Origin of the sequence: Pluralibacter sp. (assembly GCF_019237635.1) — a bacterium.
Taxonomy (GTDB): Bacteria; Pseudomonadota; Gammaproteobacteria; order Enterobacterales; family Enterobacteriaceae; genus Enterobacter_B.
Map to the genome: position 1 here is coordinate 19,586 of NZ_JAFAGS010000052.1, position 21,366 is coordinate 40,951.

Here is a 21,366-nt window from a genome sequence, read left to right on the forward strand (position 1 = left end):
ATAGATTAAAGGCCTCCGCGGCGCTTGATCCAGGTCATCGCCGAAAGAGACTAAAAATGGCAGGCTTGGCCCCTTTGCTTCAGGCCGGTCTATCAGATTATGCAGTTACAGAAATTAGTCAATATGTTTGGTGGGGATCTTACGCGTCGCTATGGCGAAAAGGTTCATAAGCTGACGCTGCACGGCGGTTTTAGCTGCCCCAACCGCGACGGTACGCTGGGCCGCGGCGGCTGCACATTCTGTAATGTCGCCTCGTTTGCCGATGAGGCGCAGCAGCATCGCTCGATTGCCGAACAGCTTTCGCATCAGGCAGCCCTGGTGAACCGCGCTAAGCGCTATCTCGCCTATTTTCAGGCGTACACCAGCACCTTTGCCGAGGTACAGGTGCTGCGCGACATGTACCAGCAGGCGGTAAGCCAGGCCAGTATCGTCGGGCTGTGCGTCGGTACACGGCCCGACTGCGTGCCGGAAGCGGTGCTTGATTTGCTCACCGGGTACAGCGATCAGGGGTATGAAGTGTGGCTGGAGTTGGGGTTACAGTCGGCACAGGACAAAACGCTGCGCCGTATCAATCGCGGACATGATTTCGTCTGCTATCAGAAAACCACGCGGCTTGCCCGCGAGCGAGGGCTGAAGGTGTGTACGCACCTTATCGTCGGCCTGCCGGGCGAGGGAGAACAGGCATGCCTGCAAACCCTGGAACAGGTGGTGGCGACGGGCGTTGACGGCATTAAGCTGCATCCGCTGCATATCGTGACCGGCAGCATCATGGCGAAGGCCTGGCAGGCGGGCCGGCTCGACGGTATTTCGCTGGAGGACTACACGCGCACCGCCGGAGAGATGATTCGTCATACCCCTCCTGAGGTGGTGTATCACCGAATTTCCGCCAGCGCTCGTCGCCCGACGCTGCTGGCGCCGCTGTGGTGTGAAAACCGCTGGACCGGGATGGTTGAGCTGGATCGCTATCTGAACGCCTGCGGCGCGCAGGGATCCGCGCTTGGGCGCAGTTGGATCCTTCCGGGCGCCTGATCCGACCTTTACCGCATTTTTCGCACAACCTTCAACGCGTTGCTCAGAATTGGGTATTATTGAGCGATATTGTGGTGAAGGAATTCCCTATGAAGCAAATCCGAATGCTTGCGCAGTACTATGTCGACCTGATGATGAAGCTCGGCCTGGTGCGCTTCTCAATGCTGCTGGCGCTGGCGCTGGTGGTGCTGGCCATTGTCGTACAGATGGCGGTGACCATGGTGTTGCATGGTCAGGTAGAGAGCATTGACGTTATCCGCTCTATCTTTTTTGGCCTGCTGATTACGCCCTGGGCGGTCTATTTCTTGTCGGTGGTGGTTGAGCAACTTGAAGAGTCGCGCCAGCGCCTGTCGCGGCTGGTTGAAAAACTTGAGGAGATGCGCGAGCGCGACCTGAAGCTCAACGTGCAGTTGAAAGACAATATCGCTCAGCTTAATCAGGAAATCAGCGATCGCGAGAAGGCGGAAGCAGAACGCCAGAGCACGCTTGAGCAGCTCAAAGTTGAAATGCAGGAGCGTGAGGAGACGCAGATCCAGCTTGAGCAACAGTCCTCTTTTCTGCGCTCGTTTCTTGATGCCTCGCCAGACCTGGTGTTTTACCGTAACGAAGATAAAGAGTTTTCCGGCTGTAACCGGGCGATGGAACTGTTGACCGGCAAAAGCGAAAAACAGCTGATTCACCTGCATCCGCAGGATGTCTACTCCCCGGAGGCGGCGGAGAAGGTGATTGAAACGGATGAAAAGGTCTTCCGCCACAACGTTTCGCTGACCTACGAGCAGTGGCTGGATTACCCGGACGGGCGCAAAGCCTGCTTCGAAATCCGCAAAGTGCCTTATTACGACCGTGTCGGCAAGCGTCACGGGCTGATGGGGTTTGGCCGCGATATCACTGAACGTAAGCGCTATCAGGACGCCCTGGAACGCGCCAGCCGCGATAAGACCACGTTTATCTCTACCATCAGCCACGAGCTGCGAACGCCGTTGAACGGTATTGTCGGTCTGAGCCGGATCCTGCTCGACACCGATCTGACCACTGAGCAGGAAAAATACCTGAAAACGATCCACATCTCTGCGGTGACGTTGGGTAATATTTTCAACGATATCATTGATATGGATAAGATGGAGCGGCGCAAGGTGCAGCTCGATAACCAGCCGGTGGATTTTACCGGCTTTATGGCGGATCTCGAAAACCTCTCCGGGCTGCAGGCGCAGCAAAAGGGGCTGCGCTTCGTGATGGAGCCGACGTTACCGCTGCCGCATAAGGTGATTACCGACGGCACGCGTCTGCGCCAGATCCTCTGGAACCTTATCAGCAATGCCGTCAAATTTACCCAGCAGGGTGAGGTGACGGTGCGGGTTCGCTATGACGCGGGCGATATGCTGCGCTTTGAGGTGGAAGATTCCGGGATCGGTATTCCGCAGGAAGAGCAGGATAAGATTTTCGCCATGTACTATCAGGTTAAAGACAGCCATGGCGGTAAACCAGCGACGGGGACCGGCATTGGTCTTGCGGTATCAAAACGGCTGGCGAAAAGTATGGGCGGCGACATTATCGTGAACAGCGTTCCGGGGAAAGGCTCCCTCTTTACGCTGACGGTCAACGCGCCAGCGGTGATTGAAGAAGGGGCTGATGCTCAGGACGATGACGACATGCCGCTGCCGGCGCTGCACGTGCTGCTGGTGGAGGATATTGAGCTGAACGTTATCGTGGCCCGCTCGGTGCTGGAGAAGTTGGGTAACAGCGTCGACGTGGCGATGACCGGGAAAGCGGCGCTGGAGATGTTCTCACCGACCGAATATGACCTGGTGCTGCTGGATATCCAGCTGCCGGATATGACCGGGCTGGATATTTCGCGTGAGCTGAAAAGACGTTACGCCGCTGACGAACTGCCGCCGCTGGTGGCGCTGACCGCCAACGTCCTGAAGGACAAAAAAGAGTATCTCGATGCGGGAATGGATGACGTGCTGAGCAAGCCGTTGGCCGTACCGGCGTTGACGGCAATGATTAAGAAATTCTGGGATACCTGTGACGATGAGGAGAGCCATGTGACAACGCAAGACAGTAGCAAAGCGCAAAGCGTGTTGGATATCGCGATGCTTGAGCAGTATATCGAACTGGTTGGCCCGAAACTGATTACCGACGGTCTGGCGATATTCGAGAAAATGATGCCTGGTTATCTGTCCGTGCTGGAGTCGAACCTGACGGCGCGCGATCAAAAGGGCATTGTTGAGGAAGGGCACAAAATTAAAGGCGCGGCAGGTTCCGTGGGGCTGCGTCATATTCAGCAGCTCGGCCAGCAGATTCAGTCACCTGATTTACCTGCCTGGTGGGATAATGTTGGTGAATGGGTTGAAGAGATGAAAACCGAATGGCCGCAGGACGTCGCGACGCTGAAAGCCTGGGTTGCCAACCGATAAAAAAATGACCCCGGATTGACCGGGGTGCGCGAATACTGCGCCAACACCAGGGAAATTGTGGCTGCGCCGGAATCGTTAGAATGGTTTTTGGCAAGGACGCAACCCTGAAATAAGGCTGCACGCTCATAAGATAGCAAAACTTAAAATATTTGTTATGCAAATCATAAAAATATGTGAAGCGTAGCGGTTAATTTAAATTTTCTAAAGCGTTTCATGCTGTTGAAAAGAAGGACTGAGGCGATGAAAAGAATTGGCGTAGTACTAAGCGGGTGTGGCGTCTACGACGGCACGGAAATTCATGAAGCGGTAATTACACTGCTGGCGATTGCCCGCAGCGGCGCGAAGGCGGTCTGTTTTGCGCCGGATAAAAGCCAGGCGGATGTGATTAATCACCTTGCGGCTGAACCCATGGCGGAAAATCGTAACGTCCTGATTGAAGCCGCGCGTATTGCCCGCGGCGAGATTCAGCCGCTGTCGCAGGCCCGTGCAGAGACGCTTGATGCGCTGATCGTCCCCGGCGGCTTTGGCGCGGCGAAAAATCTCAGTAACTTTGCCGCCGAAGGCAGTCAATGCGTGGTTGACAGCGCCCTGGCTCAGCTCGCCCGGTCGTTGCATCAGGCGGGAAAACCGCTGGGGTTTATGTGTATCGCTCCGGCGCTGCTGCCGAAAATTTTTGATTTTCCGCTGCGTCTTACCATCGGCACCGATATTGATACGGCAGAAGTGCTGGAGGATATGGGGGCTGAGCACGTACCGTGCCCGGTTGACGATATCGTGGTGGATGAAGACAACAAAGTGATCACGACGCCAGCCTACATGCTGGCGCAGAACATTGCCGAAGCGGCGACAGGGATTGAGAAACTGGTGGCGCGCGTGCTGGCTTTGTGCGAATGAGAGCACGCCTTTCCCCGCTTGCCTGGGCAAAGCGGTTCTTCCTTCGTGTAGCGCTGGTGCTGGCGGTATTCTGGGGGGGCGGTATCGCCCTGTTCAGCGTCGTGCCGGTTCCCTTTTCCGCCGTGATGGCGGAGCGTCAGCTCGGCGCCTGGCTGCGGGGGGATTTTCACTACGTTGCGCACGCCGACTGGGTGAGCATGAGCGATATGTCGCCGTGGATGGGGCTGGCGGTGATTGCCGCCGAGGACCAGAAATTCCCTGACCACTGGGGGTTTGACGTCTCCGCCATTGAGAAAGCGCTGGCGCATAACGAGCGTAACGAAAACCGTATTCGCGGCGCGTCTACGCTGTCTCAGCAGACGGCCAAAAACCTGTTTCTCTGGGATGGCCGCAGCTGGTTGCGTAAAGGGCTGGAGGCTGGCTTAACGCTCGGTATTGAAACCCTCTGGAGCAAAAGGCGTATTCTGACGGTGTACCTGAATATTGCGGAATTTGGCGAGGGCGTGTTTGGCGTAGAAGCCGCTTCGCAGCGTTACTTTCATAAACCTGCCAGCCGACTGACGATGTCTGAAGCGGCGCTGCTCGCTGCGGTATTGCCGAATCCTGTTCGCTTTCGCGCCGATGCGCCGTCAGGCTATGTACGCAGCCGCCAGGCGTGGATCCTGCGCCAGATGCGGCAGCTTGGTGGGGAAGGGTTTATGACGGAAAATAAGCTGTACGCGAAGTGAAATGCGTCGCGGTTAGTCTTCGTCGAATCCGGCGTTAAACAGCGCAATCACCGCTGACAGTGCTTCCTGCTCCTGCGGGCCGCTGGCCTCAATCTCTATCTGCCGCCCTTTGGCGGAATCCAGCATGAGCAGTGCAATGACGCTGCTGGCTTCCGCTTCCGCGCCTTCGTCATTACGCAGCAGCACCTCGGCATCAAATCCCTGCACCAGCTCAAACAGTTTCATGGCCGGGCGCGCATGCATGCCCAGCTTATTGGTGATTTCAACGGTTTGCTTTACGGTCATGTTTTGCGTTTTTCCAGCGTCCGGTGACGAGACTGAACGTTTTTACCGCGCGAGCGGAAATAGTCAGCCAGCTGCTCGGCAATGTACACCGAGCGGTGTTTACCGCCGGTACAGCCGATAGCGACCGTCAGGTAGCTACGGTTGTTGGTTTCCAGCATAGGTAACCATAGCTCAAGATAGCTGCGGGTCTGGTAGATAAAATTGTGTACCTCGGTATGCCTGTCGAGAAACGCGGCGACGGGCTTATCGAGGCCGGTCATCGGACGCAGCTTCGGGTCCCAGTGCGGGTTGGGTAAAAAACGGACGTCAAACACGTAGTCGGCATCGATAGGGATACCGTGCTTAAAGCCAAACGATTCAAACACCATCGTCAGCTCGCGCTCGCGTTTACCCAGCAGGCGCGTCCTGAGCATCTCGGCCAGTTCATGGACCGACATCTCAGAGGTATCGACAATCAGGTCGGCCCGGGAGCGCAGGGGCTCGAGCAGGTCGCTTTCCTGGTCGATGGCGCTTTCCAGAGACAGGTTTTTGCTGGAGAGCGGGTGCAGGCGCCGGGTATCGCTGTAGCGGCGGATCAGCGTATTGCGATCGGCATCAAGGAACAGCAGCTGCGGCGAGAAGGCTTCCGGCAGGTTTTTCATGGCCTGTTCGAAAATTTCTGGCGATTCCGGCATGTTGCGCACGTCAATGCTTACCGCCGCGGAGATATTTCTGTCCACCAGGCTTTTGGCCAGTTCAGGCAGCAGGACGACCGGCAGATTATCTACACAGTAGAAGCCCATATCCTCCAACGCGCGTAAGGCGACGGATTTCCCCGAGCCTGAACGACCGCTGACGATCATCAGTACCATCTACTGTATCTCCTCACAACAGGATTCCTCATTACGCGTCATCACTGCCTTCTTCTCCAGTGATAATCTGGTACAACTCTTCGTCGCTCTGCGCGCTGCGCAGGCGGCGGCAGATCGTTTTATCCGCCAGACGCTTCGCCACCAGAGAGAGCGTATGCAGGTGCGTTTTGGTTTGATCGGCCGGTACCAGCAGGGCGAACAGCAGGTCTACGGGCTGATTATCAATGGCGTCAAACGGGATTGGCGTTTCCAGTTGCACAAAGACGCCGACGGCGCGCAAGGTATCCTCCTCCAGCTTACCGTGAGGGATGGCGATGCCGTTGCCGATGCCGGTACTGCCCATTTTCTCGCGGGTCAGTATGGCTTCGAATACCACCTGAGGCGGTAAACTGAGCTGTTTGGCAGCCAGTTCGCTGATGATTTCCAGCGCACGTTTTTTACTCTGGCAGTGAACGCCACTGCGGGTACATTCCTGGTTAAGGACATTGCTCAGTTGAAGAGCGGAATCGTTGTTCATCATAATTTCACCTGCGTTTCGCCTGACGCGCACTATGGCATCAGGCGAACGCCCGGACAATTAGTGTTGTTTCAGTTTATCTTTATGTTTGGTCAACTGTCGTGCCAGCTTATCGATAAGACCATCAATAGCGGCATACATATCCTGCCCTTCCGCGCTGGCATGGATTTCACCACCGTTAACATGCAGGGTGGCATCCGATATATGAGTCACTTTCTCCACTTTTAACACAATATAGACCTGATTAATGCGTTCGAAAAACTGTTCCAGTTTAGCGAATTTCGATGTCACGAACTCGCGCAGAGACTCAGTAATTTCGACATTGTGTCCTGTGATATTGAGCTGCATAGTGTCTTCCTTATCGGTTGTGTCAGATCAGCTGTTTACGCTGGTTAGACGGCGGAATGGATAAAGACTCTCGGTACTTTGCAACGGTGCGGCGTGCCACCATGATACCCTGTTCACAGAGCATGGTGGTCAGCTTACTGTCACTCAGTGGTTTCGCGGGGTTTTCCGCGGCAATTAACTTCTTCACCAGCGCGCGAATGGCCGTGGATGAGGCTTCGCCGCCGCCCTCGGTATTCACATGGCTGGAGAAGAAATACTTAAGCTCAAAAATGCCACGCGGACTGTGCAGATACTTCTGCGTTGTGACGCGTGAAATCGTGGATTCATGCATTTCGACGGCCTGGGCGATATCCGCCAGCACCATCGGTTTCATAAACTCTTCGCCCTTTTCAAAGAAGGCCTGCTGCTGTTCGACGATGCAGCGGCTGACGCGCAGCAGCGTATCGTTACGGCTTTCGAGGCTTTTAATCAGCCAGCGGGCCTCCTGCAGGTTACTGCGAATGAACTGGCTGTCGGCATCATTGCGGGCGTTGTTGCACATACCGGCGTAATGCTGGTTTATCTGCAGGCGCGGAAGGCTGTCGGAGTTGAGATCCACCGCCCAGCGATCGTTGACTTTACGCACCAGCACGTCGGGGATCACGTACTCCGGCTCGCCGGTCTGGATCGACTGGCCGGGGCGAGGATCCAATGACTGAATCAGCGCGACCGCCTCTTTCAGCACCTCTTCCTTTAACCGGGTCACCCGCATCAGCGTGCGGAAATCATGGTTGGCGAGAAGATCGAGGTGATCGCTAATGATGAGCCGGGCCTCTTCCAGCCACGGCGTTTCCTTTGCGAACTGCGAAAGCTGGATCAGCAGGCAGTCGCGCAGATCCCGCGCCGCGACGCCAACAGGGTCGAAACGCTGGATCCGCTTGAGCACGGCTTCCACTTCGTCGAGTCCAATCTCTTCATCGCCCATGCTTTCGAGGATGTCGTCCAGCGTCACCGTGAGGTAGCCCGTCTCGTCCACTGCATCCACGATGGAGGTGGCTATTGCGCGGTCGGTGTCGGAAAAAGGCGTCAGCTCGACCTGCCACATCAGATAATCCTGCAATTTCTGCGTGGTTTCGCCCTGATAGACCGGAATTTCGTCGTCCTGATAATCCGCGCCGGTTCCGGAAGGGGTCCCGGCGGTATAGATCTCGTCCCAGCTGGCATCCAGCGGCAGCTCCTCGGGCATCTCTTTTTTCTCGAGCGCGTCGACAGTGTCGAGCGTTTCGCTGTCCTGGGTTTCTTTGGACGCAACTTCGTCATGGAGCTCGGTTTGCTCAAGCAGCGGGTTGCTCTCCAGCGCTTGCTGAAGTTCCTGCTGAAGTTCCAGCGTGGACAGCTGCAGCAGGCGGATAGCCTGTTGCAGTTGTGGGGTCATGGCGAGCTGTTGGCTGAGCCTTAATTGCAAACCTTGCTTCATAGTCAGGGCAAATTTCTCCGGCTAATACGTCTATACCTGCTACCCTATCAGAGTCTGAAGTCTTCCCCAAGGTACACGCGCTTAACCTGCTCGTCTTGCAGGATTTCTTCTGGCGTGCCGTGGGCGATAAGGTGACCCTGGCTAACAATGTAGGCGCGTTCACAGACGGCCAGCGTTTCTCGTACGTTGTGGTCGGTAATCAGCACGCCAAGACCGCTGTCGCGCAGATGCTCGATGATGCGTTTGATGTCGATAACGGAGATCGGGTCAACGCCGGCAAAAGGTTCATCCAGCAGGATGAATTTTGGGTTAGCCGCCAGCGCGCGCGCAATTTCCACACGACGACGTTCCCCCCCGGACAGCGCCTGACCCAGGCTGTCGCGCAGATGTTCGATATGGAACTCTTCCATCAGCTCGTTGGCGCGGTCTTCACGCTGCTCGCTGCTTAAATCATCGCGGATTTGCAGCACTGCCATCAGGTTATCAAATACGCTCAGGCGACGGAAAATGGAGGCTTCCTGCGGCAGATAGCCAATGCCGCGACGGGCGCGGGCATGCAGCGGCAGCAGGCTGATATCGTCGCCGTCGATAATAATGTTGCCGGCGTCGCGCGGCACAATGCCGACCACCATGTAAAAGGTGGTCGTTTTCCCGGCGCCGTTTGGTCCCAGCAGACCGACAATCTCACCGGAGTTGACGGTGAGGCTAACGTCCTCGACGACCCGGCGGCCCTTATAGGCTTTTGCGAGATTTTTTGCAGTTAATGTTGCCATAGCGAATTAGTTACTCTTTTTCTGCGGCGCCGGAGCCTTGTTGTTGCCTTTATCCTGCAGCTGAGACGGTATCAGCACCGTGGTCACGCGTTTGCCTTTATCGCTGAACGCCTGCATTTTCTGCTCTTTAACCAGGTAGGTGATTTTGTCTCCTGTGATGTTGCTGTCGAGCTGCTCCAGATAGGCGTTCCCCGTCAGCACCACGAAATCATTTGCCGTTTCATAGTGCATTTTAGAGGAGTGGCCCTTCACCGGTTTACCGTTGTCCTGCATCTGGTAAAAGGTGGCCGGGTTGCCGTAACCATCGACGGTTTCTTTCCCTTTTTCACCGCCAGGGCGGGTGACGACCACTTTATCCGCATTAATCTTGATACTGCCCTGGGTGACGATAACGTTGCCGGTAAAGGTGGCGACGTTACCCTGCATATCCAGCGACTGCTGATCGGATTGGATATGAATCGGTTGATCGGTATCACCCGTTAATGCCAGCGCTGGCAGGCTGGCCGCCAGCAAGACGCTGGTAAGAGCAAGCTTAAGGCTGAGTTTGTTTGTTTTGAATTTCATAAGAGGTTCTCACCTTTTCAATCAGCTGTGCGTTTTTGCTGCGTAAGTTGCCGCGCATTTTCAGGCCGCTGGAATTAAATGTCGTCCCATACAACGTCACCAGATCGTCTGAACTTACGTCCTGCGTTGTCAGATTTACTATGGCGTTATCTGTTGTTATTTTGCGCAGTTGAGAATCCGGTGTTAACGCGTTGATTTCAACATGCCCATAAAGATACAGCATACGGTCATTGGTCAGTTTGGCGCGGTCCGACTTGATGGACCACGTCGCAACCTTATTGACGTCATACGTGGTTAACAGCGGATGCTCGAACCATGAAACGGCGTCGTCGGAAAAATACTCCACATGCTCCGCAATCAGGCGATAGCTGAGTGCGCCTTCCGGGCTGTAAACGAGCGTGTCGGTATGCTCGCTTTTGTAAGTCGGGTCATTGCTGTTAGTGACGGGATGTACCGTCTCGTCTTTGTTTACGAAGTTATAGCCGATCAGCACCAGCGCGACCAACGAGAGCAGAATGATAACCCAACGTCTGGTTTTACTCATATGGATTGCCCTTTGGCCTCATCTAACTTGCCCTGAGCCAGCAGCAGCAAATCACAAACCTCGCGCACCGCGCCTTTACCGCCCGCAATATGCGTGACGTAATCCGCGCGCGGAATGAGCAGCGGATGGGCGTCAGCAACGGCGACGCTCAGACCAACCTCCGCCATGACCGGCCAGTCGATCAGATCGTCACCCACATAGGCAACCTCTTCCGGACGCAGCGCCAGCGTATCGAGCAGTTTGCGGTAGGCGATAAGCTTGTCGGACTGCCCTTGCCAGAGATGGGTGATCCCCAGCGTTTTACAGCGGTCTTCTACCAGTTTAGCCTTTCGACCGGTGATAATGGCGACTTCAATACCAGAGGTCATCGCACAGCGAATACCATAACCATCACGGACATTGAAGGCTTTCAGTTCTTCACCGTTATTGCCCATGTAAATAAGGCCGTCAGACAACACGCCGTCAACGTCCAGAATCAACAGGCGGATATTTTCCGCCCGCTGAATAATCTGCGCACTAACCGCGCCATAGCAGGTCGTCACCGACGCACCAGCATTACTCATTGTTTTATCCTTACTTATACTACGCCAGCGCGCAGCAGATCATGCATATGTACCACACCCAACAGATGGTCGCCATCAGCAACCATCACGCAGGTGATATGGCGGGACTGCATCAGGTTCAGTACATCCACGGCAAGCGTGCCTGAACGCACCCGAATACCGCCGTGGGTCATCACGTCCGCAATGCTCAGGCTGCGGACGTCCGCGCCCATGTCGAAGACCCGACGCAGGTCGCCATCGGTGAAAATACCCTCGATAGTCATCTGGTCGTCGCAGATGACGGTCATCCCCAGATTTTTCCGGGTGATCTCCAGCAGCGCGTCGCGAAGCGATGCCGCTTTGTTGACGCGCGGAATTTCAGCGCCGGTGTGCATGATATCGTTCACCCGCAGCAGCAGTTTGCGGCCGAGCGCGCCGCCCGGGTGCGACAGGGCGAAATCCTCGGCAGTAAAACCGCGGGCTTTCAGCAGCGCAACGGCGAGCGCGTCACCCATCACCAGTGCTGCGGTGGTGCTGGAGGTTGGCGCCAGCCCCAGCGGGCAGGCTTCCTGCTGTACCTTAACGCACAGGTGAATATCGGCGGCTTTCGCCATACTGCTGTCTGTGCGACCGGTCATGCAGATAAACGGTACCTGCAGGCGCTTAAGCACGGGGATCAGCGCGAGGATCTCGTTGGACTCGCCAGAGTTGGAGAGGGCAATCACCACATCCTGCGCCGTGACCATCCCGAGGTCGCCATGCGCTGCTTCGCCCGGGTGGACGAAAAACGACGAGGTGCCGGTACTGGCGAAGGTCGCCGCCATCTTGCGGCCGATATGCCCGGATTTGCCCATGCCCATGACCACGACTTTACCGCTGCACCTGAACATTTTCTCGCAGGCAAGGGCAAAGTCTTGGTTGATGTATTGGTCGAGTTGGGCCAGACCTTCACGTTCAATCTCCAGTACCTCAAGGCCTGCTTTCTGAAAGTCAAAATCCGGCTGCAAATCTATTTGCGACATAATGTTATTCCGATTCATTCTGCGAAGAACGGCGTACCCCAGTAGAGAAACGCCAGCCAAACAATAAACCCGCTGGTTAACAGCGCCCCGGCGACTTTGCCGATCCGCAGACGGCGGCGCCAGCACAGCAGGGCGAAGATGACGCTGACCAGCACCATCACGCCATAATCACGATGAAAGGCCAGGGGGTTAAACGCGCCTGGCGCAATAAGCGCGGGTAAACCGAGCACAATGGCGATATTGAAGATGTTGGAGCCTATTATATTGCCAATTGCGATATCGCCTTCACCTTTTCGGGCGCCAGCAATCGTGGTCGCCAGTTCCGGCAGGCTGGTGCCGATGGCGATGACCGTCAGACCAATGGTGAGTTCGCTCATGGCGAAATAGTTCGCCAGCACGGTGGCGTTGTCTACCACCATGCGGGTCGCCATTGGCATAATAATCAAGGCGATGCCGAGCCACAGACAGGCCACCGGCAATGACCCTTCGCGAGGAAGTTCGGCCATCTGCTCGCGGGTCAGACTGTCGTTTCCTTCGTGCTCCGCAAGCCGGGCTATTTTAACGATAAAGAACAGCCACAGCACCGCCAGCGAGAGCATAAATACGCCGTCGAGCCTTGAGAGTTCGCCATCATACAGCACATATCCCGCCAGCAGGGTCACGATTAACATTAGCGGCAATTCACGGCGCAGGATATCGGAATGGACGGTAAATGCGTGGAACAACGCGGCAAGGCCAATAATCAATAAGATATTGATAATATTGGAGCCGATGGCGGTGCCTATCGCCAGATCGAGTTGTCCATGAAAAGCGGCGGCGACAGAAACGATAATTTCAGGGAGCGATGTCCCAATGCTGACCACGGTCATGCCGATAATCAGCGGCGGAACGCCCATGGTGCGACACAGGATAGATGCGGCAAAAACCAGACGATCGGCGCTGTAGACCACCAGAAGTAAACCAATTATTAACAGAGCCGTCGCTAAAAGCATCTAAAGTCCTTTCTTCAGGTATAATCGCCGGTCCGCGCTTATCGGGGGCGGGGCATAGACGAATTCTTAATTTTGACTTTATGCGGCTAAAAAGTAAAACAAATGCCTGCTTTCGCTAACTATGGCAGGTCAGTTTCTGTAAAAATGATGGGTCAGGGGCGCCGCTGCGCCATGCTTAACCTTATGCGTTTTTTGTAAGGATGAACCTATGAGCCAGACTCTGGCGAATTTGGTCGACGTTCAGAACATGAGCTTCTCACGGGGCCAGCGAACTATCTTCGACAATATCTCGCTCTCCGTGCCGCGGGGTAAAATCACCGCGATTATGGGGCCGTCGGGCATTGGTAAAACGACGCTGCTGCGGCTTATCGGCGGGCAGATCCCGCCGGATTGCGGCGAGATCTTGTTTGACGGCGAGAACGTGCCGGAGATGTCGCGATCAAGGCTCTATACAGTGCGTAAACGCATGAGCATGCTGTTTCAGTCCGGCGCGCTGTTTACCGACATGAACGTCTTTGACAACGTTGCTTACCCGCTGCGCGAACATACCCGTCTGCCGCCGCCGCTGCTGAAGAGCACGGTGATGATGAAGCTTGAGGCGGTCGGTCTGCGCGGCGCGGCGAAACTGATGCCGTCTGAGCTTTCCGGCGGGATGGCGCGCCGCGCCGCGCTGGCTCGCGCGATTGCGCTGGAGCCGGATCTCATCATGTTTGATGAACCGTTTGTCGGGCAGGACCCGATAACCATGGGGGTGCTGGTCAAACTGATCTCCGAGCTCAACAGCGCGCTGGGCGTGACCTGCATCGTCGTGTCGCATGATGTACCGGAAGTCCTCAGCATTGCCGATTACGCCTATATCGTCGCGGACAAAAAAATCGTTGCTCACGGCAGCGCGCAGTCGCTGAAAGTGAATGACGACCCGCGCGTACGTCAGTTTCTTGACGGTATTGCCGATGGGCCCGTGCCGTTTCGCTATCCGGCGGGCGACTACCGCCGTGATTTATTAGGTACAGGGAGCTAAGTTACTCATGCTGTTAAATGCACTGGCTGCGCTGGGTCATCGCGGGATTAAAACCACCGCCGCCTTCGGTCGCGCCGGGTTAATGTTATTCAATGCCGTGGTCGGAAAACCGGAGTTTCGCAAGCACGCCCCGCTGCTGGTTCGCCAGTTGTATAACGTCGGCGTGCTCTCCATGCTGATCATTATCGTGTCGGGCGTCTTTATCGGCATGGTGCTCGGGCTGCAGGGGTATCTGGTGCTGACGACCTACAGCGCCGAAACGAGCCTCGGCATGCTGGTGGCGCTGTCGCTGCTGCGTGAGCTCGGGCCGGTGATCGCCGCGCTGCTGTTTGCCGGGCGCGCTGGTTCTGCGCTGACGGCTGAAATCGGCCTGATGCGGGCGACAGAACAGCTCTCCAGCATGGAGATGATGGCGGTCGATCCGCTGCGCCGGGTGATTTCGCCTCGCTTCTGGGCGGGCGTCATCTCATTACCGTTGCTGACCATCATTTTTGTCGCGGTCGGCATTTGGGGCGGTTCGCTGGTTGGGGTGAGCTGGAAGGGCATTGACGCTGGCTTCTTCTGGACGGCAATGCAAAATGCCGTCGAATGGCGCATGGATTTAGTGAATTGCCTGATTAAAAGCGTGGTGTTTGCCATCACGGTGACATGGATTGCGTTATTCAACGGTTATGATGCGATCCCCACTTCTGCCGGGATCAGCCGCGCGACGACTCGCACCGTCGTGCACTCTTCGCTGGCAGTGCTTGGGTTAGATTTTGTGCTGACTGCATTGATGTTTGGGAATTGAGTTCATGCAAACGAAAAAAAGTGAAATCTGGGTGGGTGCTTTTTTGCTGGCGGCGTTGCTGGCGGCACTGTTCATCTGTCTGAAAGCAGCCGATCTTACCTCGCTGCACACTGAGCCCACTTATCGCGTCTATGCGACCTTCGATAATATCGGTGGCCTGAAAGCTCGCTCTCCGGTGCGTATTGGCGGGGTGGTGATTGGTCGTGTGGAAGAGATAGCATTAGATCCGAAAACCTATCTGCCGCGTGTCACGCTGGATATCGAAGAACGCTATAACCAGATCCCGGATACCAGCTCGCTGGCGATTCGCACCTCCGGCCTGCTGGGCGAACAATTCCTTGCGCTGAATGTCGGTTTTGACGATCCAGAAATGGGGACGTCTATGCTTAAAGACGGCAGCACCATCCAGGATACGAAGTCCGCGATGGTGCTGGAGGACCTTATTGGTCAGTTCCTGTATAGCAGCAAGGGCAGTGATAATCAGAATTCTGGCGATGCGAAAATGCCGGATAAAGGACATACTGACGCTGTGCCGCCCGCTGGCGCGCCGCACTAATTTCAGGAGAATCAATGATGTTTAAACGTTTACTTATGGTCGCCATGCTGGCGATCGCCCCTTTGACCGCGGCCACGGCTGCCGATCAGTCAAACCCGTATACCCTGATGAATCAGGCCGCGAAAAAAACGTTTGATCGCCTGAAGAACGAACAACCCAAAATTCGGGCGAACCCGGATTACCTGCGCGTGGTGGTCGATCAGGAGTTGCTGCCGTATGTCCAGGTGAAATATGCCGGCGCGCTGGTGCTTGGCCGCTACTACCGCGACGCCACCCCGGCGCAGCGTGACGCCTATTTCGCCGCGTTCCATGAATATCTGAAACAGGCCTACGGCCAGGCGCTGGCGATGTATCACGGCCAGACGTATCAGGTTGCGCCGGAGCAACCGTTCGGCGATGCCACCATTGTGCCTATTCGCGTCACCATTGTTGACCCGAATGGTCGCCCGCCGGTACGCCTGGATTTCCAGTGGCGTAAAAATAGCCAAACCGGCAACTGGCAGGCGTATGACATGATCGCTGAAGGCGTAAGCATGATCACCACCAAACAGAATGAGTGGAGCGATCTGCTGCGCACCAAAGGGATCGATGGCCTGACGGCGCAGTTGCAGTCAATCGCGAAGCAGCCGATCACCCTGGATCAGAAAAAATAATGACGCCATCGCTGGGCTGGATGCTCGATAACGATCGCCTGCGGTTGCAGGGCGAGCTGGATCAGGACGTGATCCCGTCGCTCTGGGATGCCCGCGCGCAGGCGACGGCAGGGGTATCAATTCTCGATCTGAGCGATGTTACGCGTGTGGATACGGCGGGCGTTGCGCTGTTGGTGCATTTTGTCGCGCTGATCCGCGCGCAGGGTAAAACGCCTGAGATCGTGGGTAAGAGCGAAAAAATGCAGACGCTGGTGCAGTTGTATAACCTGTCTGACGATCTAATCCCATAATTATTCAAGATGTTATTATTTAAAGCCCCAACGTTTTTGACGTCGGGGCTTTTTGCTTATTTAAGACCGCCTCACTTTCCTCTAAGATGTTGGGCTTGTTTTCACTACCAGATAAAATGACGCCCATGGAAAATCATGAAATTCAGACCGTGCTGATGAACGCACTCTCCCTTAAGGAAGTCCACGTCTCTGGCGATGGCAGCCACTTTCAGGTTATTGCTGTGGGTGAGATGTTTGACGGTATGAGCCGGGTCAAGAAGCAGCAGGCCGTTTATGCGCCGCTGATGGAGTATATTGCGGACAACCGCATCCATGCCCTGTCGATCAAGGCGTACACCCCGCAGGAATGGGAACGCGATCGTAAACTCAACGGTTTTTAAGCAGCCGCACTCGTCCGGCTGTACAGAATCAATTTACAAGAGACCAGAATTAATGGACAAATTTCGTGTACAGGGGCCGTCGCGCCTCCAGGGCGAAGTCAGCATTTCAGGCGCTAAAAATGCCGCCCTGCCTATCCTCTTCGCCGCGCTGTTGGCTGAAGAGCCGGTAGAAATTCAGAACGTACCGAAGCTGAAAGACATCGATACGACCATGAAGCTGCTGAGCCAGCTCGGCACCAAAGTTGAGCGTAACGGCTCGGTCTGGATCGATGCCAGCGGCGTTAACGTGTTTTGCGCGCCTTATGAACTGGTGAAAACCATGCGCGCCTCTATCTGGGCGTTAGGGCCGCTGGTGGCGCGTTTCGGTCAGGGCCAGGTGTCCCTGCCGGGCGGCTGCGCTATCGGCGCGCGTCCGGTGGACCTGCATATTACCGGTCTTGAGCAGCTTGGCGCTGAAATCAAACTGGAAGAAGGCTACGTGAAGGCCTCCGTCAATGGCCGCCTGAAAGGCGCGCACATCGTGATGGATAAAGTGAGCGTCGGCGCCACGGTTACCATCATGAGCGCCGCGACGCTGGCGGAAGGCACGACCATCATCGAAAACGCCGCCCGCGAGCCGGAAATCGTCGATACGGCGAACTTCCTCAATGCGCTGGGGGCGAAAATTACCGGTCAGGGCACCGATCGGATCACCATTGAAGGCGTTGCGCGCCTCGGCGGCGGCGTTTACCGCGTACTGCCTGACCGTATTGAAACCGGTACGTTCCTGGTTGCTGCCGCGATCTCGGGCGGCAAAATCGTCTGCCGTCACGCCCAACCGGATACGCTGGATGCCGTACTGGCAAAACTGCGTGAAGCGGGCGCTGATATTGAAGTCGGTCAGGACTGGATAAGCCTGGACATGCACGGCAAACGTCCGAAAGCGGTTAACGTGCGTACTGCGCCGCACCCGGGCTTCCCAACCGACATGCAGGCTCAGTTCACGCTGCTGAACCTGGTGGCGGAAGGTACCGGTGTGATTACCGAAACTATCTTCGAAAACCGCTTCATGCATCTGCCGGAGCTTATCCGTATGGGCGCGCACGCGGAGATTGAAAGCAATACGGCGATTTGCCACGGCGTGGAGAAACTCTCCGGCGCGCAGGTCATGGCGACGGATCTGCGTGCCTCCGCAAGCCTGGTGCTGGCGGGATGTATCGCTGAAGGGACCACCATTGTCGACCGTATCTACCACATCGATCGCGGCTATGAGCGCATTGAAGACAAACTTCGTGCGCTGGGCGCCAACATCGAACGCGTGAAAGGCGAATAACGTCCTGTCTCGTACGCAGCCCCCTGTCCTTGCGACAAGGGGGTTGCTCTTCTGCTTTATTTCTCTTTCGGTCGGCGTACCAGCTGCGTTCTGTCGATAAACGCATGGGTGATGGGATCGTGGTAGCGCGATGGCCAGATGACCCAGGGGTCTGTTTCCAGCGCGCGGGCGATGATGACTTCTCCCTTTGGCCAGGGGCGTGTGAGCGCATTCGCCAGTGTTGATGAGTTGAGGCCGTTTTTGCGGGATTCCGCCGCCAGTGAAGTACCTTTCTTACGCAGCCCGGCAATAATATCGGCGGGATGCCAGTCGATAAATTTATCCATACTTTTTCCCTGTTGATAACGACACGCCATCCACATCAGACGGCTGAGATACTATACCTCTGAATGTCGTTAAGTTCTAAAAAGTTCAAGTAAAGAAAAAGGATATTCAGAATATATCAAGCTGTCAGGAGAGAGTGGGGGTGAGCTAATTTTTATTGGAACTTTCCCGCGCAGTGCGCGGGAAGGGATTAACGATCGCGTTGTACGGCGATGTGCGCCAGGGAAATGAGCGCGTCACGCCAGGGGGTATCGGGCAACACGCTGAGCGCGGCAATCGCTTTGTCGGCTTCTTCTTCGGCGCGCTGGCGCGTCCATTCAAGCGATCCGCAATCGGCCATCGCTTCCAGCACCGGCTCCAGTAAATGGCGGCCGTTGCCTTCTTCAATCGCCTGACGAATCATCGCTGATTGCGCCGCTGAACCGTGACGCATCGCGTGGAGCAGCGGGAGCGTCGGCTTGCCTTCATTGAGGTCGTCGCCCACGTTTTTACCCAGCGTCTCGCCATCGGAACTGTAGTCCAGTAAATCGTCGATAAGCTGGAAGGCGGTGCCAAGATAGCGGCCATAATCCTGCAGGCCTTTCTCTTGTTCGTCTGAACAGTCCGCCAGCAGGCCGGAACACTGCGCCGCCGCTTCAAACAGACGCGCGGTTTTGCTGTAAATCACCCGCATGTAGCTCTCTTCGGTGATATCCGGGTCGTTAACGTTCATCAACTGCAGAACTTCGCCTTCTGCAATCACGTTCACCGCTTCGGACATCACCTCAAGGATTTTTAGCGACCCGAGACTTGTCATCATCTGAAAGGCGCGGGTGTAGATGAAGTCGCCGACCAGCACGCTTGCCGCATTGCCGAATGCCGCATTCGCAGTGGCTTTGCCGCGGCGCATATCTGATTCATCCACAACATCGTCATGCAATAGCGTGGCGGTGTGGATAAACTCGATGAGCGCCGCAATCGTGACGTGTGCATTACCCTGATAGCCCACGGCTCTCGCCGCCAGCACCGCGATCATCGGACGGATGCGTTTACCGCCGCCGCTGACGATGTAGTAACCTAACTGATTAATCAGTTGGACGTCTGAATTGAGTTGCTCAAGGATTGCCGCATTGACACCCGCCATATCTTGCGCGGTTAACTCATTGATTTTTTCTAAATTCATCGCAAATGCCGGGCTAAAGGTCCTGTTTACCGCTTATCCAAAAGGGATAACGTAGAGTCTGGGTTACAATTGTAGCCCCGATTGTACTGAAAAAACGACGCAGATAAACGATACCTTGCGCGTTGTGTTTTTTTTCTTCATGGATTGACGATCGGACTTGTCAAAGGCTCTCGTTTTGCGTAATATTCGCGCCCTATTGTGAATATTTATAGCGCACTCTGAATCACACGAGGATGTGCGCGGAAGCGGAGTTTATATGTACGCGGTTTTCCAAAGTGGTGGTAAACAACACCGAGTAAGCGAAGGTCAGACCGTTCGCCTGGAAAAGCTGGACATCGCAACTGGCGAATCTGTTGAATTCGCTGAAGTTCTGATGATCGCAAACGGTGAAGAAGTCAAAATCGGCGTTCCTTTCGTTGATGGCGGCGTTATCAAAGCTGAAGTTGTTGCTCACGGTCGTGGCGAGAAAGTTAAAATCGTTAAGTTTCGTCGTCGTAAACACTACCGTAAGCAGCAGGGCCATCGTCAGTGGTTCACTGATGTGAAAATTACTGGCATCAGCGCCTAAGACCTGAGGAGAGATTTAAATGGCACATAAAAAGGCTGGCGGCTCCACTCGTAACGGTCGCGATTCAGAAGCTAAACGCCTGGGCGTTAAGCGTTTCGGTGGCGAATCCGTTCTGGCGGGTAGCATCATCGTTCGTCAGCGTGGCACCAAATTCCACGCTGGTACTAACGTAGGTTGCGGTCGCGACCACACTCTGTTTGCTAAAGCAGACGGTAAAGTGAAATTCGAAGTTAAAGGCCCGAAAAACCGTAAGTTCATCAGCATTGTTGCTGAATAAGTTTTTCGCGTCCCGGTAACGGATGAAAGCCCCGCAACACGTTGCGGGGCTTTTTACATTAGAAGTCCGGAAAATTTTCTGTAGGGAAAACGGGCATGAAGCAGCAGGCGGGCATTGGTATTCTTTTGGCTCTCACCACGGCGATGTGTTGGGGAGCGCTGCCAATTGCAATGAAACAGGTGCTGGAGGTCATGGAGCCTCCCACCATCGTGTTTTACCGCTTCCTGATGGCGAGTATCGGTCTTGGGGCCATTCTGACCATCAGAGGTAAGCTGCCGCCGCTACAGCTGTTCCGTAAGCCTCGCTGGCTGGTGTTGTTGGCGATCGCGACAGGCGGGCTGTTCGGCAACTTTATTCTGTTCAGCTCTTCCCTGCAGTATCTCAACCCAACGGCGTCACAGGTGATAGGTCAACTCTCACCCGTGGGGATGATGGTGGCAAGCGTCGTCATTCTTAAAGAGAAGATGCGCGGAACCCAAATTGTGGGTGCGATGATGTTGCTCTGCGGCATGGTGATGTTCTTTAACACCAGCCTGATAGAGATTTTTACCCGCCTGACCGATTACACATGGGGCGTCATTTTCGGCGTCGGGGCGGCGACGGTCTGGGTGACCTATGGCGTCGCGCAAAAGGTGTTATTGCGCCGTCTGGCTTCACAGCAGATCCTCTTTTTGCTGTACACTTTATGTACGATAGCGTTGCTGCCGCTGGCCGATCCGGCGAAGATTCAAGCCCTGAACGAGTGGCAGTTAGCCTGCCTCGTTTTCTGCGGTCTGAATACCCTGGTCGGGTACGGCGCGTTGGCGGAAGCGATGGCGCGCTGGCAGGCGGCGCAGGTGAGCGCGCTGATCACGCTGACGCCGTTGTTTACGCTGTTGTTTTCAGATTTGTTATCTGTGGCCTGGCCCGATGTCTTCGCCAGACCGATGTTGAACCTTTTAGGTTACCTCGGTGCGTTTGTCGTGGTTGCGGGCGCGATGTATTCCGCCATTGGTCATCGTCTGTGGGGACGGTGGCGTAAGCGTGAAGCGGTAGTACCGTTACCCCGCTCAGGCGAATGATTTACGGAGA

At 55.5% G+C, this 21,366-nt stretch carries 27 protein-coding genes; 14 read left to right on the plus strand and 13 right to left on the minus strand.

What is annotated here, in order from left to right; translation table 11 throughout:
- The first annotated feature begins 99 nt into the window (after positions 1-99).
- The 4 genes from JO226_RS06325 (at position 100) to mtgA (ending at position 5,068) form a co-directional block, all read left to right on the plus strand.
- Positions 100-1,029, plus strand: coding sequence for a TIGR01212 family radical SAM protein (locus JO226_RS06325; protein WP_293535638.1), 930 nt, complete (start codon positions 100-102; stop codon positions 1,027-1,029).
- 89 nt (positions 1,030-1,118) lie between these two features.
- Positions 1,119-3,446: an aerobic respiration two-component sensor histidine kinase ArcB gene (gene arcB / locus JO226_RS06330; protein WP_293535639.1), complete on the plus strand. Its 2,328-nt coding sequence runs from the start codon at positions 1,119-1,121 to the stop codon at positions 3,444-3,446.
- Between the two features lie 240 nt (positions 3,447-3,686).
- Complete coding sequence (gene elbB, locus JO226_RS06335; RefSeq protein ID WP_293535640.1) at positions 3,687-4,340, plus strand: isoprenoid biosynthesis glyoxalase ElbB; 654 nt, start codon at positions 3,687-3,689, stop codon at positions 4,338-4,340.
- On the plus strand, positions 4,337-5,068 hold the full coding sequence (mtgA, locus tag JO226_RS06340) for a monofunctional biosynthetic peptidoglycan transglycosylase (protein WP_293535641.1): 732 nt from the start codon (positions 4,337-4,339) through the stop codon (positions 5,066-5,068). Before elbB ends, mtgA begins: the two co-directional genes overlap by 4 nt.
- A gap of 12 nt (positions 5,069-5,080) precedes the next feature.
- Here the strand turns inward: mtgA and npr are convergent, their stop codons facing one another.
- Genes npr through JO226_RS06395 form a run of 11 tightly spaced genes read right to left on the minus strand, consistent with a single transcriptional unit; the run spans position 5,081 to position 12,962 of the window.
- The gene (gene npr, locus JO226_RS06345; protein ID WP_293535642.1) at positions 5,081-5,353 is read right to left on the minus strand and encodes a PTS phosphocarrier protein NPr; all 273 of its coding nucleotides are present in this window, start codon (positions 5,351-5,353) and stop codon (positions 5,081-5,083) included.
- Positions 5,350-6,204: an RNase adapter RapZ gene (rapZ, locus tag JO226_RS06350; RefSeq protein ID WP_293535643.1), complete on the minus strand. Its 855-nt coding sequence runs from the start codon at positions 6,202-6,204 to the stop codon at positions 5,350-5,352. Before rapZ ends, npr begins: the two co-directional genes overlap by 4 nt.
- Positions 6,205-6,235: 31 nt before the next feature.
- Positions 6,236-6,724, minus strand: coding sequence for a PTS IIA-like nitrogen regulatory protein PtsN (gene ptsN / locus JO226_RS06355; RefSeq protein ID WP_293535644.1), 489 nt, complete (start codon positions 6,722-6,724; stop codon positions 6,236-6,238).
- 57 nt (positions 6,725-6,781) lie between these two features.
- On the minus strand, positions 6,782-7,069 hold the full coding sequence (gene hpf, locus JO226_RS06360; protein ID WP_293535645.1) for a ribosome hibernation promoting factor: 288 nt from the start codon (positions 7,067-7,069) through the stop codon (positions 6,782-6,784).
- Between the two features lie 22 nt (positions 7,070-7,091).
- Positions 7,092-8,525, minus strand: a complete 1,434-nt coding sequence (gene rpoN / locus JO226_RS06365) for an RNA polymerase factor sigma-54 (RefSeq protein ID WP_293535646.1) — start codon at positions 8,523-8,525, stop codon at positions 7,092-7,094.
- Positions 8,526-8,572: 47 nt separating this feature from the next.
- On the minus strand, positions 8,573-9,298 hold the full coding sequence (lptB, locus tag JO226_RS06370) for an LPS export ABC transporter ATP-binding protein (RefSeq protein ID WP_293535647.1): 726 nt from the start codon (positions 9,296-9,298) through the stop codon (positions 8,573-8,575).
- 6 nt (positions 9,299-9,304) lie between these two features.
- Positions 9,305-9,862, minus strand: a complete 558-nt coding sequence (gene lptA, locus JO226_RS06375) for a lipopolysaccharide ABC transporter substrate-binding protein LptA (protein WP_293535648.1) — start codon at positions 9,860-9,862, stop codon at positions 9,305-9,307.
- Entirely contained in the window at positions 9,831-10,406 is a 576-nt protein-coding gene (lptC, locus tag JO226_RS06380; protein WP_293535649.1) for an LPS export ABC transporter periplasmic protein LptC, read from the minus strand. Before lptC ends, lptA begins: the two co-directional genes overlap by 32 nt.
- Entirely contained in the window at positions 10,403-10,969 is a 567-nt protein-coding gene (kdsC, locus tag JO226_RS06385; RefSeq protein WP_293535650.1) for a 3-deoxy-manno-octulosonate-8-phosphatase KdsC, read from the minus strand. Before kdsC ends, lptC begins: the two co-directional genes overlap by 4 nt.
- A 14-nt stretch (positions 10,970-10,983) precedes the next feature.
- Positions 10,984-11,970, minus strand: coding sequence for an arabinose-5-phosphate isomerase KdsD (gene kdsD / locus JO226_RS06390; RefSeq protein WP_293535651.1), 987 nt, complete (start codon positions 11,968-11,970; stop codon positions 10,984-10,986).
- 14 nt (positions 11,971-11,984) lie between these two features.
- Positions 11,985-12,962 (minus strand): calcium/sodium antiporter, encoded by a 978-nt coding sequence (locus JO226_RS06395; protein WP_293535652.1) that lies wholly within the window; start codon positions 12,960-12,962, stop codon positions 11,985-11,987.
- A gap of 208 nt (positions 12,963-13,170) precedes the next feature.
- On the opposite strand from JO226_RS06395, the gene mlaF reads away from it, so the two are divergent.
- From mlaF to murA, 7 genes are all read left to right on the plus strand, one after another.
- Positions 13,171-13,983, plus strand: a complete 813-nt coding sequence (gene mlaF, locus JO226_RS06400; protein WP_293535653.1) for a phospholipid ABC transporter ATP-binding protein MlaF — start codon at positions 13,171-13,173, stop codon at positions 13,981-13,983.
- A 7-nt stretch (positions 13,984-13,990) separates the two neighbouring features.
- The gene (mlaE, locus tag JO226_RS06405; protein WP_293535654.1) at positions 13,991-14,773 is read left to right on the plus strand and encodes a lipid asymmetry maintenance ABC transporter permease subunit MlaE; all 783 of its coding nucleotides are present in this window, start codon (positions 13,991-13,993) and stop codon (positions 14,771-14,773) included.
- Positions 14,774-14,777: 4 nt separating this feature from the next.
- Positions 14,778-15,329, plus strand: coding sequence for an outer membrane lipid asymmetry maintenance protein MlaD (mlaD, locus tag JO226_RS06410; protein WP_293535655.1), 552 nt, complete (start codon positions 14,778-14,780; stop codon positions 15,327-15,329).
- A 17-nt stretch (positions 15,330-15,346) separates the two neighbouring features.
- The gene (gene mlaC, locus JO226_RS06415; RefSeq protein ID WP_293535863.1) at positions 15,347-15,982 is read left to right on the plus strand and encodes a phospholipid-binding protein MlaC; all 636 of its coding nucleotides are present in this window, start codon (positions 15,347-15,349) and stop codon (positions 15,980-15,982) included.
- Positions 15,982-16,272 (plus strand): lipid asymmetry maintenance protein MlaB, encoded by a 291-nt coding sequence (gene mlaB, locus JO226_RS06420; RefSeq protein ID WP_293535656.1) that lies wholly within the window; start codon positions 15,982-15,984, stop codon positions 16,270-16,272. Before mlaC ends, mlaB begins: the two co-directional genes overlap by 1 nt.
- Before the next feature lie 125 nt (positions 16,273-16,397).
- The gene (gene ibaG, locus JO226_RS06425; protein ID WP_013364538.1) at positions 16,398-16,652 is read left to right on the plus strand and encodes a BolA family iron metabolism protein IbaG; all 255 of its coding nucleotides are present in this window, start codon (positions 16,398-16,400) and stop codon (positions 16,650-16,652) included.
- A gap of 52 nt (positions 16,653-16,704) precedes the next feature.
- Positions 16,705-17,964, plus strand: coding sequence for a UDP-N-acetylglucosamine 1-carboxyvinyltransferase (gene murA, locus JO226_RS06430; protein WP_293535657.1), 1,260 nt, complete (start codon positions 16,705-16,707; stop codon positions 17,962-17,964).
- Between the two features lie 56 nt (positions 17,965-18,020).
- Here the strand turns inward: murA and sfsB are convergent, their stop codons facing one another.
- Together sfsB and ispB are read right to left on the minus strand one after the other, a co-directional pair.
- Positions 18,021-18,290 carry a DNA-binding transcriptional regulator SfsB gene (sfsB, locus tag JO226_RS06435; RefSeq protein ID WP_293535658.1) on the minus strand — a complete coding sequence of 90 codons (270 nt, stop codon included), beginning with the start codon at positions 18,288-18,290 and terminating at the stop codon, positions 18,021-18,023.
- 188 nt (positions 18,291-18,478) lie between these two features.
- On the minus strand, positions 18,479-19,450 hold the full coding sequence (ispB, locus tag JO226_RS06440) for an octaprenyl diphosphate synthase (protein WP_293535659.1): 972 nt from the start codon (positions 19,448-19,450) through the stop codon (positions 18,479-18,481).
- Between the two features lie 256 nt (positions 19,451-19,706).
- Here ispB and rplU point away from each other — a divergent pair, with 256 nt between their 5' ends.
- The 3 genes from rplU (at position 19,707) to JO226_RS06455 (ending at position 21,356) form a co-directional block, all read left to right on the plus strand.
- Positions 19,707-20,018, plus strand: a complete 312-nt coding sequence (gene rplU, locus JO226_RS06445; protein WP_003025032.1) for a 50S ribosomal protein L21 — start codon at positions 19,707-19,709, stop codon at positions 20,016-20,018.
- Between the two features lie 19 nt (positions 20,019-20,037).
- Positions 20,038-20,295 carry a 50S ribosomal protein L27 gene (gene rpmA, locus JO226_RS06450; protein WP_013364542.1) on the plus strand — a complete coding sequence of 86 codons (258 nt, stop codon included), beginning with the start codon at positions 20,038-20,040 and terminating at the stop codon, positions 20,293-20,295.
- Positions 20,296-20,390: 95 nt separating this feature from the next.
- Positions 20,391-21,356 carry a DMT family transporter gene (locus JO226_RS06455; protein ID WP_293535713.1) on the plus strand — a complete coding sequence of 322 codons (966 nt, stop codon included), beginning with the start codon at positions 20,391-20,393 and terminating at the stop codon, positions 21,354-21,356.
- The last annotated feature ends 10 nt before the right edge of the window (positions 21,357-21,366 follow it).

Coding starts and splice junctions, on each gene's coding strand:
- rplU (WP_003025032.1), top strand. CDS start 19,707: ATGTACGCGGTTTTCCAAAGTGGTGGTAAACAACACCGAGTAAGCGAA.
- rpoN (WP_293535646.1), bottom strand. CDS start 8,525: ATGAAGCAAGGTTTGCAATTAAGGCTCAGCCAACAGCTCGCCATGACC.
- kdsD (WP_293535651.1), bottom strand. CDS start 11,970: ATGTCGCAAATAGATTTGCAGCCGGATTTTGACTTTCAGAAAGCAGGC.
- lptC (WP_293535649.1), bottom strand. CDS start 10,406: ATGAGTAAAACCAGACGTTGGGTTATCATTCTGCTCTCGTTGGTCGCG.
- mlaC (WP_293535863.1), top strand. CDS start 15,347: ATGTTTAAACGTTTACTTATGGTCGCCATGCTGGCGATCGCCCCTTTG.
- kdsC (WP_293535650.1), bottom strand. CDS start 10,969: ATGAGTAATGCTGGTGCGTCGGTGACGACCTGCTATGGCGCGGTTAGT.
- mlaE (WP_293535654.1), top strand. CDS start 13,991: ATGCTGTTAAATGCACTGGCTGCGCTGGGTCATCGCGGGATTAAAACC.
- hpf (WP_293535645.1), bottom strand. CDS start 7,069: ATGCAGCTCAATATCACAGGACACAATGTCGAAATTACTGAGTCTCTG.
- ispB (WP_293535659.1), bottom strand. CDS start 19,450: ATGAATTTAGAAAAAATCAATGAGTTAACCGCGCAAGATATGGCGGGT.
- murA (WP_293535657.1), top strand. CDS start 16,705: ATGGACAAATTTCGTGTACAGGGGCCGTCGCGCCTCCAGGGCGAAGTC.
- ptsN (WP_293535644.1), bottom strand. CDS start 6,724: ATGATGAACAACGATTCCGCTCTTCAACTGAGCAATGTCCTTAACCAG.
- npr (WP_293535642.1), bottom strand. CDS start 5,353: ATGACCGTAAAGCAAACCGTTGAAATCACCAATAAGCTGGGCATGCAT.
- JO226_RS06395 (WP_293535652.1), bottom strand. CDS start 12,962: ATGCTTTTAGCGACGGCTCTGTTAATAATTGGTTTACTTCTGGTGGTC.
- arcB (WP_293535639.1), top strand. CDS start 1,119: ATGAAGCAAATCCGAATGCTTGCGCAGTACTATGTCGACCTGATGATG.
- rapZ (WP_293535643.1), bottom strand. CDS start 6,204: ATGGTACTGATGATCGTCAGCGGTCGTTCAGGCTCGGGGAAATCCGTC.
- mtgA (WP_293535641.1), top strand. CDS start 4,337: ATGAGAGCACGCCTTTCCCCGCTTGCCTGGGCAAAGCGGTTCTTCCTT.
- lptA (WP_293535648.1), bottom strand. CDS start 9,862: ATGAAATTCAAAACAAACAAACTCAGCCTTAAGCTTGCTCTTACCAGC.
- sfsB (WP_293535658.1), bottom strand. CDS start 18,290: ATGGATAAATTTATCGACTGGCATCCCGCCGATATTATTGCCGGGCTG.
- JO226_RS06455 (WP_293535713.1), top strand. CDS start 20,391: ATGAAGCAGCAGGCGGGCATTGGTATTCTTTTGGCTCTCACCACGGCG.
- JO226_RS06325 (WP_293535638.1), top strand. CDS start 100: ATGCAGTTACAGAAATTAGTCAATATGTTTGGTGGGGATCTTACGCGT.
- mlaD (WP_293535655.1), top strand. CDS start 14,778: ATGCAAACGAAAAAAAGTGAAATCTGGGTGGGTGCTTTTTTGCTGGCG.
- mlaF (WP_293535653.1), top strand. CDS start 13,171: ATGAGCCAGACTCTGGCGAATTTGGTCGACGTTCAGAACATGAGCTTC.
- lptB (WP_293535647.1), bottom strand. CDS start 9,298: ATGGCAACATTAACTGCAAAAAATCTCGCAAAAGCCTATAAGGGCCGC.
- elbB (WP_293535640.1), top strand. CDS start 3,687: ATGAAAAGAATTGGCGTAGTACTAAGCGGGTGTGGCGTCTACGACGGC.
- ibaG (WP_013364538.1), top strand. CDS start 16,398: ATGGAAAATCATGAAATTCAGACCGTGCTGATGAACGCACTCTCCCTT.
- rpmA (WP_013364542.1), top strand. CDS start 20,038: ATGGCACATAAAAAGGCTGGCGGCTCCACTCGTAACGGTCGCGATTCA.
- mlaB (WP_293535656.1), top strand. CDS start 15,982: ATGACGCCATCGCTGGGCTGGATGCTCGATAACGATCGCCTGCGGTTG.